The following is a 12,226-nucleotide window of genomic DNA, read 5'->3' on the forward strand; positions in this document are numbered from 1 at the left end:
TTGTTGTGGAATACATGCACAGCAAAAAACTCTTTTTCATAAAACAGTTTTAGCATATTTGTATGTGATAATACTGGAAAATCCTACCACGCTGATTTAAAGTGCAAAAACCAACGGCTACGTCGTCACTACCTCCTTGAATCGGGCTTTTCCGCTATTGGTGCAGTTCAAGGATTAGGACGCACTCACAGAGCCAATCAAGCCCAACCGCCGGAAGTTGTGTTGCTCACTACCAATATCAAAGGTGAACTGCGGTTTACCTCGACGATTAGTAGTCGGTTAGCCAGTTTGGGTGCAATTACTCGCGGGCAAAGGGACACGGGTTGTAGTAGCGGTTTATTCGACGAGGACACCAATAATTTTAGTAGCCAGTATGCCAAGTCTGCATTGGGTGAATTCTTTGCCGATCTGCGCCGTGATGGAATTGGAGGGATTTCGATGAGTGAATTCTGCGATCGTACCGGACTGCGGTTAGTCAACGATAGTGGACAACTGCTCGATACTTTGCCCCAGATGAATACCTTTCTCAACCGCTTACTGGCATTGCCAATTGGTTTGCAAAACATCTTATTCGGTGAGTTTGAACAGCGAATTTTAGACCGAATCGAACAGGCTAAAGCTGCTGGTAGTTATGAGCGCGGTGTTGAAAATCTGTTCGGTGATGGTGGCTTTGAAATTATCGAGACTCAAATTCTCAATACCCACTCATCTGGGGCTGAGACTATTTGTTATTCGATCGATAAGCTTAACAAACCACACTTAGTTTCGATCGACAGTGCCCAGCATATCGCTAATACTCAAGGGTTTAACTTCTATCGTCATGCTAAAACTGGTAATTTAGCGATCGCAGGTGAAATTGATAAACGGATCAAACGCGATGGTTCGGCTGTGGATGTGATGGCAATTTATCAACCTGTTTCTAGCAAATCGTGGCAGAAATTAGATCTGCCCGATTTCGAGAAAATTTGGATACCTGAGACACCTACAAACCAATACTGGAAACAATGGCAGCAATTAATAGATCTGGCTCCTGAATTCGATCGCGAACGCATTTATCTAATTTGTGGATTGTTATTACCTGTTTGGAAGCAGTTACCCGATAATAATCCCAAAGTATTTCGCCTCCAAACAAATGACAGTCGAATTTTACTTGGTCGATCGATCGACCAACATCAAATTGAGAAAGTATTCGATAATTTCGGGTTGAAAGATTTAATTAAACTCAACGCTGAAGATATTTTCCAGTTGGTGTGGGAGGATCGTCAGGTGAAATCTGTGGGTCAGTGGGAGTTGCAACGGAATTATTATAAAGGAGTCGATCGGTTGGAAGTGTTAGCGGTTTATGGTAGCGATAAAATCGATTGGCTCAAGGCTCTGGGCTGTTTTACTGAGATTATTCAACATCGGACTAAGGTGTTTGTTCCGGTAGATAATGCGGTGAAAATTATCGATCTATTGTTGACTAGTGTGTAAGCAGTAAATTGAAGTTCGATCGGTGATACTCCTCCAATATGAATCGGAGGAGTATTTGCTTTACATAACTTCAGAAAATACATTTTTAATAAAATGAGATTCACGATTATGCTACATAAAAGATTAGGAGAATTTATCGATGGTAAGATAGTCAATCTAACTTAAATTCCTAGAAATAGCCGAACCGATCTAACCCATCTCAAGGATAAACTTGAATCATAAAAGGTCAAAATTTATCTCTGTCGATGTATCCATATATGTTTAATAAAGATTTTGCTAAGGTCAGATTTCCGTGGGTGGCATTTTTAAGTCAGCCGATCGGACATCCCACGGTTACTTTAATCATTAACCCAGCTAAGTTTCAGAAGCTGTACCATATTTGGTTGTTAGAAAATTGCTGGAGATGTGCGATAGAAGTAAGAAATGCCTCTAAATAAGCAGTATTGTTTATCGGAAAATTTATTGAAAAAGATTATAGATAATATTTTATGAATCTGATTGAGCCGAGTAAAAGTAAAAAATAACCGCTGTTTGCCGCTACAATAAAGCAGTGATTGTTTTTTGTATTTAATTTCGGAAATTGAAATTATTTCTAGATTAACATGGGTCGCCTCATTATAAATAGGTTATGCCAAAAGTCTCTATTATCACTGTTACTAGATTACGTCCTCAATTATTAGTCCAGGCGATCGCATCACTGAACGCTCAATCTAGTCAGGATTTTGAATGGATTGTTATTAATGATGGTGAAGATATTGCTACTAAACAATTAATCTCCAATTCTCATCTCAACTTCCCCCATACCTATTTGGATATGCTCCCTTCTGATAACGGTTTTAGCTTATGCTATGGGCGCAATAGAGGAGTGGTAATGGCACAAGGGGATATCGTAACTTATCTCGATGATGACAACACCTTCAAGCCCAATTTCGTAGCAGAGACGATCGCTTTTTTTGAGAATCATCCCCAGGTAAATTATACCATGCCGATTCAGCAGCGCAGACGTGATGTTGTCCAGGATGGTGTTGTGGTTAAATGGGGTAAAGAGTTCTTCTCACCTACTTCAAATTGTACAGTCGAAGACTTAATTAGTCACCATGAACTAATTGATAGTAATGGATTTGCTCATCGTAATACGAGGGATTTATCCTTGGGATGGAATCCCAATCTTAAAATCTATATTGACTATGAATTCCTCCTCAAATGTATTAGTCATTGGGGCAGAGAAAGTTTTGCGATTAATCCAGCAATTTTAGTAGATATTGACGAGCTTTGGGAAAAATAGGTAAGAGTAGAGATCGTCGATCTTCTACATGACCCATATGAATTAATATGTCCTACTATCCAGAGCTAAGACTAATCAAAAAAATCTCCCCTGATGCAAATCCCCAGCGGATCGAGATTGAAAGCCGCAAGCCATATCGATTTCCCAAACAATACATTTCATATCAAACTTTCCTGGAAATTGTTGTTTCAGCAGATATCGCAAGTAACTCACCAAGTGATTTCGACCCTACTACCGCTCATTTTTATAACCAGTGCAATTTTTGGGATGGGAATGATACCCCAATCTATGGACTGTCGCGAGATACTATCGCGCTGTTTCAAGAAAGTAAAATTGACGCGACAAAAGACCTATTCGAGAATTTGCCAGCTTCAAGCAATCGAACTAACTATTGCATCCTCCTCCCGTCGAGAAGTTTCCCAACACTCAATGGTCACTATATTGAAATACTGTGGATTGAGTGTAATAAAAACAGTACCCCAGACGAAAAATTAATCCAATACGAATTTGGCAATGGAGTTTACGGAATGGATGTTCCTGGAAACTCTCAAAAAATTGCCATTTCTGGGATGGATACCAATGGTCGAACGTTTTGTTCATTTGCCGAATATCCTAGAGTAGAAGAGAAAATCGGTGATTTTGATGGTGACAAAATGAACGATCTCCAATACAAAATTGTCAGCGATTTGCGCCATCTTGCTCTCCAGATCGTGATGGCGATCGAATTTCTGCCAGAAGCCATCATTGTTGCAACGACAACAGCAGCAATTAGCAAAGGATTTGGCAAAAAAACACCCGCTGCTAACTTCTGGAATATCCGTGCCATCAACATCGAACCGAAGCGATATATTGTCAAGCCAAAATCTAGCGGTAGTGGGGAATCAGAACGTCAATCTCCTCGCCCTCACTGGCGAAAGTGGCATTGGCGGCGCGTTGCTGTCGGAGCCGAACGCAAGGGACGCGAGTGGCGATTGATTTCCAATACCTACGTAAATCCCGCCGAAAATTAGCCCATCAAAAGAAGTCTGCAATCTTTCTCTCTGAACAGTTACAGACTTCTTTGTCATTAGACTATTGCTCCACTATCGAGCGTCAAAAAGCTAAAATATAGCCCAAAACTTAGAAATTTAATTGGCAGGATCGAGATCTTTTGGTGCTTCCGCTTTAGCAACTTTGGCAGCTTTACCAGCCTCAGCTTTAGCCGCCTTAGCCGTCTTATCTGCCTCTGCATCTACAACCTTAACCGCTTCAGCTTGGTTAGCAGCAGCTTTAGCCGCTTCATCTCGACCGCCTTGCGGCGCGCTTACACGATCGATGACAACTACTTCAGGCATATACTTGGGGTGATAAGGAATCAATCCAGTACTAGCCAATGCTTGAGTAGCTTCGCGCAACCACTTAGTCAGACGACGCTTGGAAGAAAAGGGAATCCACTCAGAATCAATTGCCTCTCCAAACGGAATATATTCACTGAGAATCTTATTTTTGTCCTCTGGAGCGACGATCATCTCAGGAAAGAAAATCGACTGAAACCCATATTTGTCAAGCACTGTTTGAACTCGCCCATCTGGATCGAACCCCCGATCCCACCGGATATTAGTTGGCGCACCCAGATTTTTCACCAAGACGTGAGGGATTTTGCCATTAAAACGTTCGACTGACTCGATAAACAGATCGAGTGATTCAGGAGTGCCGTTAGTAATGAAATAGTAAACTATATCGATCGTATTGTCAGGATCTGCCAGCATTCCCACCACATCATTCTGGTCGATCCAGCGGTTGAGGTAAGCAGCCACCTGAGAAGGCAGTACAATGAGGACATCCTGCGTTCTCGCAAGATCGAAGATCCGATCGGCTTTAAAGTAATCATTAGCATTACCACTAAAAACAATCTGTTCGGTCAATGTTGCCACCGCATTTCGATCGCCAGATGGAGCATCGTAAATGCTGGGAATCAACTTAACATCCTTTAACCCTGCCTCTTGGCGAAATCCTTGATACAGATCCTTTCTATAAGTCAAACCTACATTAGGAATGGAGGCATCGGCATCGATCAGAAAAAATGGATGATTTGCGGCTGTTAGTTGCTCGGCAATTGTTAATCCAGCGATTGTCTTCCCCAAACCACCTTTCTCGCTACCGACGATTCCAATCGTCGTCCTCAACTTCTTAGCTAGTGGAGCTAAAGGATCTGCGATCTTGTTAGTTGCTGTTTGTTCCGAACTCATCTCTATATCCTTAGTTTACTTACTTAGTTTTGGTAGTTTTGGCTTTAATCTTTGGCTGTGGCATTAGATATTTCCACATACAGTAGACATCCGCCATCCTCGACTGATATTCATCAGGCACATCGAGAGTTGGCAAATTAAAGACACTACTATTGAAAATGACATACTTATTCTGGTACTGAGGATTAGGCGTTAACTTACCCGCAAAATACTCGATTAGTTCTGCCTGCAAGACATCTCCAACCCCACCCGCAATCATTAACTCATCAATCCGATCTGGTAAATGCTCGTCCAACCATTTAAAGATTAAATTGCAATAATCATGACAACTGCGATCGATTACATCGATTAACCGTTCTAATTCACCGCGACGAAACTCTGGATTCTTATTGCGGAGAATCCGATCGAGAGCCTTTTCATCCTTCTTTATCCAATAGGTAGCAATCGCTGGTGCTAAACTACGCAGATCGTAGTCATAAGTTCGTTCTCGAACTGTTTTCGCCCAATGATTAAAACCCAGATCGCAAGTTTGGACTTTTGCAACCATGTTAGATTCAGTAGCGTAGAACGTTAAGTTGCGATGTCCTGCCATCAGCGTAACCCCCGTCCCGTGCATTTGACGGTGATTGACTTGCTGTAGTTCGACCATCCCCATCCCTTCTGGATAAAAATCACACCGTTGCAAGTTGACATTAAATACTCCAATGGGTGTATCAAAATCTGCTAGAGCCAAAGCCAGATTTGTCTGGATGTTTTCCCTGTCTGCAAACTCACCAAAGGGCAACAAACACCCCAGTTGTAGATCGAAACTAATCCCTAAGTCTAAGCGTTGAGCCATAATCGACACTGCCGCTAAGATCTTATAAACGATCGTTTCAGATTTGAGCGGTTTTAAAGTTTGAATCGCTCCTTTCTGGTGTGCCAAGCTGCCAACCGCAAAATATTTGCCATTGACACCGACAAAGGAACGATGTAACAAATCGCTACTGATTTGACACCGATAACTATCCAAACTATCACTATGTTGTTCGATCGCCTCTGGCGATATCACCAAGGCTAAAAACTTTTCCCCTTGCGATCCAATTACTTTAAATGCACTAGCTCCAGAATCGCAAGCCAGCCGCAATGTTTTCTTCCTTGCCATAATATCAATGTTTATCTAAAAGGTTTAAAACTGCTGGAGAAAATCTGACCCCTGATTTATTCCAAGGCTGATCGTTATCCTCTTCCTGCTCTTCATCCCCTTCATCATCCGATTGAGAACATACCTCTTGAGTCAATACCTGCTTGACTGCATTAGTTTTTTGGGGCATGGTGGACAAACCTTTCTCACTGGCCTGTGCTGCTGGTTGAGGTATCGATAATAACCCATATCGCATCAAGAACTCATGTGGTAAATTAATCTGCCGATTAATTCTATGAAAATTGATGATTCGATTGATTTGACTATTCAACGCGATCACAGATTCTATAACTGCCAACTCAACCTCTGCATCAGAACTACCTGGCTCTGCTGCTAATGCGTATGAATACCAGTATCCATAGATTGCATCCATAGATTGGGGCTTGGATCTTCCTGAAGTTCTCAGATATTCAGCAAGTAAAACTTCTGGATGGTTTGTTTCAGCAACATTTATTCTGATTTCATTTCGAGGTGGTCTTGTTGCCATAAAATAGATATCGAATGTGACTAAATTATCTCTATTTACCCGCAGCATTACCCCCCATAAATAGCTGAAATCCCGCAGCATTGATGCGGGTAATGTCCCGCCAGATGACCGATTACACTCCCTTTCACTTTCAATTAATAACAGTAACTCGCCCAAAAGTTGCAAGATCGCCCTAGAATTTATCGGTAATTATGCCGATCCGAATTTATTAGTGAAAGCGTAAAATTGAGTGCAGCCTGAAGTTAGTGGTGGGGAGGAGTAGCCAGCTATGTTATTGCCCGTACAATTGCCTGTGGCAATTTACAATCGGTGCAGTCTGGCTATGGATTTTCGCCCTCGTCCACTCCTAGTTTTTGGGACTAATCGATCGTTTGACACCTCTCCCTTAGCCCCAAAAAGTCCATGAATTCCATAATACTTTGCGTGTCTGTACCTGTAGCGAACGGTAGGGCGAGCTGTAAGTAAAAGTAGCTATTATAATTCGTTGAGTAGTTGTGAGTAATCTAGAGAAACAGACCAATGTAAAGATTTCCGATCGGAAAACTAATCGGATCGAATTGCGAGTAGGAAGCCAAGATTTAGAAATTATCGAAGCCAATGCCAAGCAAGTAGGTTTGAACCGTTCCCAGTTTCTAATAGCTAGAGGTAAAAAGCAAACTTATCCGATCGCTCGGCACCTCCCAGATCCGAATTATGCTGCGTTAATGTTAAACCTTCGCGAACTCAAGTCACAGAGTAAAGATCTCAAGCAAATAAGTAGTGCCATGAATCGCGCTTTGCTGGATGGAAAATCTGTTGCGGTCGATGCCCAGCAACTACAGCAGCTAATCGCAGATAACCAGCAAGCTATCCAGGCAATTATTGCCATACTCCAAAGTCATGACGATCGCTAATATCACTAAAGGTCGAGGCTTCGGTGGTTTAATGGGTTACTTGCTAGACCCAGCTAAAAAACCTCGCATCATTAGTAGTTGTGTTGCTAGTTGCACACCTGCCGACTTAGCGCGGGAGTTTCGACTGGTAGCCAATCTCCGTCCTAGCGTAACTAAACCCGTTCGCCACTTCTCGATTGCATTTGCCCCTGCGGATGGTCGGGTTGATGATGTTATTAAAGAAGCAGTTGCCTTTCGAGTTCTCGATGGATTGGGCTACGAAGACTGTCAATTTATTGCGATCGATCACGACCGCGATGACCCCGGACACGATTACGCTCACGACCACGACCATATTCACGTTGTGACCAATGCCGTAACGGTTTTAGGTGAATATGTCACAGATAGTTTCGATCGGTATAAGATTCAAACGATCCTCAGAGAATTAGAACGCGATTTTGGGTTGCATCAAATAACATCATCTTGGGAACTCAAACATCAAAAAGCTCAAGGGTTGCACCTCAATACGGATATCGCTCGGCTGGTCGCTAATTCGCTCCAGAATTGCCCAAATCTCCAAACTTGGCTCGATCGCTTGGCTGAGTTTGAGATTGATGTGCGCTTTAATATTGGTAATAACGATCGCATCAAGGGTGTGACTTTTCTCAAAGACGATCGAGTTTATAAGGGTGGCGATATTGGCTCGAAGTGGTCGGTAGTGAGCCAGCAAATACCGATTACCGATCGCGATCTTGCCTTAATGCAAGCGGTTAATATTAAGAGCCAGGAAAAGCCCGTGCGGTTGAGTGAGATCGATTCCCCAGAGGGGACGCTTTGCGAACGAGCGATGTTCGATCGGGCTGTGGAGATGGCAGTGATGAAATTGGGACGGGGCAAAAAGTTTAAGAACAGTCGGGCAGATATTACATTAGATGGGGACACTCTGACGGTGGTGCGAATGCGACCCCATCGGTTGATGTTCAAGGCGACTCAAACAAAGGATGGTAAGTGGGAACCTGTTGGCTTCCCCCATGTCGAGAAAAGAGATGTCGAACAACTCGAACGCTTTAATGGGGTGGAGTCCAAAAAGTTTGAAACTCCCCTTGAGCATGAAGCTTTAGAGGTAGCGGATGAATTTATTAGAGTTGCTGCTTGTGTTGTCAGCGATCTAGACCAGGAGCAAGATTTCTATGAAGAAGAGGGTTTATCTATGTGATAAAGTTCACTATTCAATTACTAGCTCAAGCTGCTCACTCGATCCCATTGGCAGTCGTGGCAATCGTTCGATTAAGTCAGTAAATGTCATCTGAAAACTTCCCCGTCTCTGGCGGGGACGGCGATTAGCTGGTAGCTTCAGCTTCAGTGATAACTGTCCAGGAGTTGGCTGAGGGCGATGGCGGTGCATCCGTAAATGGCAACCGCTACACAAGCAGACGAGGTTAGATCGATGGTTGTTACTGGTGTCTCGATCGATATGGTGAACTTGGGCAGAAAGTCTGCGTCGCAGTGATAGATCTAGATGCTTGTAACTATCTGTCGGTGGCAAGCATTTCAATTCACAATTATTGCAACGGTATCCCGCCGCTTGTTTGACCGCAGCAGCAATTTCAGCCCAATTTTCTGGGTATTCGGAGGACTTTATCACTCAATTATTTGTTTGAATCTTTACTCAATTATTCTTTTAAATATTTACTTAATTAACTACTTAATTATTGCATTAAATATCTACTCAGATAATTACTTAAATATTTAAGTAATTATCTGAGTAGATATTTGAGTAGATATCTACTCATTTTTTTCATTAAGTGCCCACTCAATCAACCGTCGTACTAGCTCTGTTTTCGGCTGTCCGAGCTTCTTAGCCTTCGCCGATAGACGATCGTTTAGGGCATTAGAAATATCTACATTCAGCCTGATCCGATCCTCCTTATTCTCGAAATCCGACCAAAAATCTTGAGCTTTAGCGTTGGTTTTCTCCTGGGATGTCTTTGTTGATGGTTTAGTTGGCTTACTTTTTGGGGTTAGCTCATCCTTGACATCTAACTTGGATGCCGCACTGAAAATATCGTCGAATCTGCTTTCAGACATAATCTTTCAACTCTTCCCATAATGTCGTCCAATCCGACCAAGCGATACCGCCACCAGGTACTTTATTTAGTGACAATCCCAAATCTGTGGCTTTTATATAAGCCTTATAACGTCGAATCGTTCGTTTGAAGCTGGGAAACCCATTCCGTTCCAAAGCTTCCAAAGCTTCTGCCCCATCTTTTTGTGGTTTAGGAGGCACCATTGTCAGCAGACATCGATAGTTTGTACCCTCTGGTAAAACTTTGGCAATTTGGGCCAGGGCTGCAAGTGACAATGGATCGGGAGTGGTGGGGATAATCATCAAATCGCAGCCTTTAGCCAGTGATTCGATCTCATCGCTGGCAGGACGAGCCGGAGTATCGATGATGATATACTCATACTTTCCTTTACTGAGCAACTTAGGGGCTTCCCTGTCATCGCAAACTGTAAAGGGTAATTTTCCTTTTCTTGCCCAGAGAGAAGCACTACGATTTAAGTCAGAATCTATCAGTAAGGTTTCCCCCCGTTCGCATAACAAAGTTGAGAGGCAAACCGCTGAAGTTGTTTTGCCTACTCCGCCCTTAAACTGGGTGAGTGTAATGATTGCCATATATATTGAGTTAAATATTGAGTAAATTATTACTTAATATTTAAAGTAGGAGATTGAGCTGTATTTTACTCTATTTATCTTCATTTAGCAAAAATTCACTCAAATATTTGAGTGAATTTTTGCTTATTAGGGTACTCAAATATTTGAGTAGAATTTTATCTGACTGCTAATTCTACGATCCAAATCCCTGCTCGATCGTAAAAATCGACATCAAAATCAATCTCACAGTCCCATTGACGACGAATTGAACAGCCAGTATCCCCCAACAACAACCCCAACCATAAATCCACCAGATTCAACCCCGATTTTTGCTGTAGCTCCACTAACAACATCGAACCACATTCTCCCATTACCGCTCGAATTCGACTCGCCCACAGCTCGATCTCTTCTTCATGAGCATTGGACATCACCGCCGCCCTCATCATCGCCTCAGTCGCCACCTCATCCGCCTCCACCCCTAACTTAATCACCGACTGTCGCTCCTGGGGATAGTCGTGCTCCACTTCTAGATACAGATGCTCGTCCCGCAAAATAAAAGTCTGGCGATACAGATGTGCCCAGAGTTCATCTGGTAAAACTGGTTCCTTAACTGGCAGATAAGCCGCTGCAATCTCTTTTAAAATCGTTTCCGCTCGAACTCGATAAATCTCCGCAATTTCCCCAACCGCCCGTCCCCCATCAACCAGATTCAACCCATCCAAACGACCGCACAGTTCGATAAAACCGACCGTCGCTGGTTCTGCTTGAGCGACCGCCAGGATTTGCCACAAATCTAACTCTAATTGTTGTGGTGCCATTGCGGACAAGAACTAATGGGACATTGGCTGGGATGCAACTCTACTTTCGACGCGAACTTAGTCAACTCCACCCCTAACTCACTCGAACAAGCCTTCAAAATCTCCGTCATCACTTCTACCACCTGAGCTGGAGATAAACCCAAACAGTGCATTGGCTCCACCTTCAATACCTTCTCCGTCCCTTGCCATACCTGGGCCGCGAGCGCATGTACTGGAGCATCCTGACGTTCGCGATAGAAGATTATACTAATAGCCGTACCGATCGGTGGCTCGATTACAATCGTCCGAGGTACATTACCAGACGACTCTACCGGACGACTTTGCGATCGTTGCTGACTAATCCGCGCCTTATTGCGTTGGTAGTGCCGTCGATTTGGACAACGTACAGTATCCCAGCAAGGTTTAGCCTGTGCCTCGGCGGTACTTAATTTCGAGCATTGAAAACAGTTATGACCGACTTTTTTCGGCATACTAACTTACACCTATCTCTCATTACGCTCTGATTTCACGTTTAAATATTGTCATTTTCTGGCTCCATATAATCGCACTCATCGCAACTGATGCCATTAGTTTCGTCATGACTAAAACTGTTGCTACCGCACACTGGGCAACAAACTTCAAGTTGGTCGAGGATATCCTGTTCGCTCATTATTTACTTCTCCACAAAAACACATCGCTCGCTGGTCTTCGATTCACACAGACCCAAAACTATAAATTAATATCCCGCCACTGTGCCGCCTCACAAAATAGAGATAGATGCTTTAAATTTGTTGTCGCCACAATAACTTGTTGTCCTGGATACTCATCCTTGAGTAATTGGTATTGAGCGGAAATAATAATATCAAAGTCAATATCCTTCCGATCTCTAGTAGTTTGCCCACTTGTGGATGCTCTCGCCCAAAGCTCGGCCGCTAAATCGAAAGCTTTGGTAGAAACAGGTAAAAATTCTAGCAATCCGTCGCTCTTGAGAGAATTTAATGAGCCGATACCTGGAGCAATCTCCCCCTCGGTAATCGATGAACTTATCAATCCCCTTCTCACTTCATAATCGCAAACATCGGAAGTAATAAAATAAACACTTCTAGTTAATAACTTACTAAACCATTTTTGACATTGTTGCCCTTCATCAAAATCAATATTTTCATTTGAAATTAATCCAAGAATATTAGTATCTAGGAACACAATCATTACTTGAATTATCTCCGCGATTCTTCGAGAGATTTA

General features: G+C 42.9%; 15 protein-coding genes. 5 read left to right on the forward strand and 10 right to left on the reverse strand.

Features of this window, described 5'->3' with window-relative positions; translation table 11 throughout:
• The first annotated feature begins 54 nt into the window (after positions 1–54).
• From C7B77_RS12540 to C7B77_RS12550, 3 genes are all read left to right on the forward strand, one after another.
• A complete protein-coding gene (locus C7B77_RS12540) occupies positions 55–1,473 on the forward strand; it encodes a strawberry notch C-terminal domain-containing protein (protein ID WP_106304954.1) in 1,419 nt (472 codons plus the stop codon).
• Between the two features lie 628 nt (positions 1,474–2,101).
• Positions 2,102–2,758 carry a glycosyltransferase family 2 protein gene (locus tag C7B77_RS12545; protein ID WP_106304957.1) on the forward strand — a complete coding sequence of 219 codons (657 nt, stop codon included), beginning with the start codon at positions 2,102–2,104 and terminating at the stop codon, positions 2,756–2,758.
• Between the two features lie 47 nt (positions 2,759–2,805).
• Entirely contained in the window at positions 2,806–3,768 is a 963-nt protein-coding gene (locus tag C7B77_RS12550; RefSeq protein WP_106304960.1) for an AcrVA2 family anti-CRISPR protein, read from the forward strand.
• Between the two features lie 117 nt (positions 3,769–3,885).
• Here the strand turns inward: C7B77_RS12550 and C7B77_RS12555 are convergent, their stop codons facing one another.
• From C7B77_RS12555 to C7B77_RS12565, 3 genes are read right to left on the reverse strand one after another with little or no spacing between them, the layout of a single operon-like run.
• Positions 3,886–4,986 (reverse strand): P-loop NTPase family protein, encoded by a 1,101-nt coding sequence (locus C7B77_RS12555; RefSeq protein ID WP_106304963.1) that lies wholly within the window; start codon positions 4,984–4,986, stop codon positions 3,886–3,888.
• Between the two features lie 19 nt (positions 4,987–5,005).
• Positions 5,006–6,130, reverse strand: coding sequence for a ParM/StbA family protein (locus C7B77_RS12560; protein ID WP_146138296.1), 1,125 nt, complete (start codon positions 6,128–6,130; stop codon positions 5,006–5,008).
• A 4-nt stretch (positions 6,131–6,134) separates the two neighbouring features.
• On the reverse strand, positions 6,135–6,737 hold the full coding sequence (locus C7B77_RS12565; RefSeq protein WP_146138297.1) for a hypothetical protein: 603 nt from the start codon (positions 6,735–6,737) through the stop codon (positions 6,135–6,137).
• A gap of 413 nt (positions 6,738–7,150) precedes the next feature.
• On the opposite strand from C7B77_RS12565, the gene C7B77_RS12570 reads away from it, so the two are divergent.
• Together C7B77_RS12570 and C7B77_RS12575 are read left to right on the forward strand one after the other, a co-directional pair.
• Positions 7,151–7,549: a plasmid mobilization protein gene (locus C7B77_RS12570; protein ID WP_106304972.1), complete on the forward strand. Its 399-nt coding sequence runs from the start codon at positions 7,151–7,153 to the stop codon at positions 7,547–7,549.
• On the forward strand, positions 7,536–8,744 hold the full coding sequence (locus tag C7B77_RS12575) for a relaxase/mobilization nuclease domain-containing protein (protein ID WP_106304975.1): 1,209 nt from the start codon (positions 7,536–7,538) through the stop codon (positions 8,742–8,744). Before C7B77_RS12570 ends, C7B77_RS12575 begins: the two co-directional genes overlap by 14 nt.
• A gap of 9 nt (positions 8,745–8,753) precedes the next feature.
• Here the strand turns inward: C7B77_RS12575 and C7B77_RS12580 are convergent, their stop codons facing one another.
• The 7 genes from C7B77_RS12580 to C7B77_RS12605 all read right to left on the reverse strand — a co-directional run bounded on the left by C7B77_RS12580 (position 8,754) and on the right by C7B77_RS12605 (position 12,190).
• Positions 8,754–9,173, reverse strand: coding sequence for a restriction endonuclease (locus C7B77_RS12580; RefSeq protein ID WP_106304978.1), 420 nt, complete (start codon positions 9,171–9,173; stop codon positions 8,754–8,756).
• 140 nt (positions 9,174–9,313) lie between these two features.
• Positions 9,314–9,616, reverse strand: a complete 303-nt coding sequence (locus tag C7B77_RS12585) for a hypothetical protein (RefSeq protein WP_106304981.1) — start codon at positions 9,614–9,616, stop codon at positions 9,314–9,316.
• Positions 9,609–10,205, reverse strand: coding sequence for a ParA family protein (locus C7B77_RS12590; RefSeq protein WP_106304984.1), 597 nt, complete (start codon positions 10,203–10,205; stop codon positions 9,609–9,611). The genes C7B77_RS12585 and C7B77_RS12590 overlap by 8 nt, the downstream gene beginning before the upstream one ends.
• Positions 10,206–10,360: 155 nt before the next feature.
• Positions 10,361–11,002: a hypothetical protein gene (locus tag C7B77_RS12595; protein ID WP_106304987.1), complete on the reverse strand. Its 642-nt coding sequence runs from the start codon at positions 11,000–11,002 to the stop codon at positions 10,361–10,363.
• Positions 10,984–11,472, reverse strand: a complete 489-nt coding sequence (locus tag C7B77_RS12600; protein ID WP_106304990.1) for a hypothetical protein — start codon at positions 11,470–11,472, stop codon at positions 10,984–10,986. Before C7B77_RS12600 ends, C7B77_RS12595 begins: the two co-directional genes overlap by 19 nt.
• A 41-nt stretch (positions 11,473–11,513) precedes the next feature.
• The gene (locus C7B77_RS29940) at positions 11,514–11,651 is read right to left on the reverse strand and encodes a hypothetical protein (protein ID WP_181243838.1); all 138 of its coding nucleotides are present in this window, start codon (positions 11,649–11,651) and stop codon (positions 11,514–11,516) included.
• Between the two features lie 59 nt (positions 11,652–11,710).
• A complete protein-coding gene (locus tag C7B77_RS12605; protein ID WP_106304992.1) occupies positions 11,711–12,190 on the reverse strand; it encodes a type II toxin-antitoxin system VapC family toxin in 480 nt (159 codons plus the stop codon).
• Positions 12,191–12,226: the final 36 nt, after the last annotated feature.

It is taken from the genome of Chamaesiphon polymorphus CCALA 037, assembly GCF_003003845.1.
Lineage (GTDB): Bacteria > Cyanobacteriota > Cyanobacteriia > Cyanobacteriales > Chamaesiphonaceae > Chamaesiphon > Chamaesiphon polymorphus.

Excerpts from the sequence above, each read along its gene's own strand:
- C7B77_RS12545 (WP_106304957.1), top strand. The coding sequence starts at position 2,102 with ATGCCAAAAGTCTCTATTATCACTGTTACTAGATTACGTCCTCAATTA.
- C7B77_RS12550 (WP_106304960.1), top strand. The coding sequence starts at position 2,806 with ATGTCCTACTATCCAGAGCTAAGACTAATCAAAAAAATCTCCCCTGAT.
- C7B77_RS12555 (WP_106304963.1), bottom strand. The coding sequence starts at position 4,986 with ATGAGTTCGGAACAAACAGCAACTAACAAGATCGCAGATCCTTTAGCT.
- C7B77_RS12560 (WP_146138296.1), bottom strand. The coding sequence starts at position 6,130 with ATGGCAAGGAAGAAAACATTGCGGCTGGCTTGCGATTCTGGAGCTAGT.
- C7B77_RS12565 (WP_146138297.1), bottom strand. The coding sequence starts at position 6,737 with ATGCTGCGGGATTTCAGCTATTTATGGGGGGTAATGCTGCGGGTAAAT.
- C7B77_RS12575 (WP_106304975.1), top strand. The coding sequence starts at position 7,536 with ATGACGATCGCTAATATCACTAAAGGTCGAGGCTTCGGTGGTTTAATG.
- C7B77_RS12585 (WP_106304981.1), bottom strand. The coding sequence starts at position 9,616 with ATGTCTGAAAGCAGATTCGACGATATTTTCAGTGCGGCATCCAAGTTA.
- C7B77_RS12590 (WP_106304984.1), bottom strand. The coding sequence starts at position 10,205 with ATGGCAATCATTACACTCACCCAGTTTAAGGGCGGAGTAGGCAAAACA.
- C7B77_RS12595 (WP_106304987.1), bottom strand. The coding sequence starts at position 11,002 with ATGGCACCACAACAATTAGAGTTAGATTTGTGGCAAATCCTGGCGGTC.
- C7B77_RS12600 (WP_106304990.1), bottom strand. The coding sequence starts at position 11,472 with ATGCCGAAAAAAGTCGGTCATAACTGTTTTCAATGCTCGAAATTAAGT.
- C7B77_RS29940 (WP_181243838.1), bottom strand. The coding sequence starts at position 11,651 with ATGAGCGAACAGGATATCCTCGACCAACTTGAAGTTTGTTGCCCAGTG.
- C7B77_RS12605 (WP_106304992.1), bottom strand. The coding sequence starts at position 12,190 with ATGATTGTGTTCCTAGATACTAATATTCTTGGATTAATTTCAAATGAA.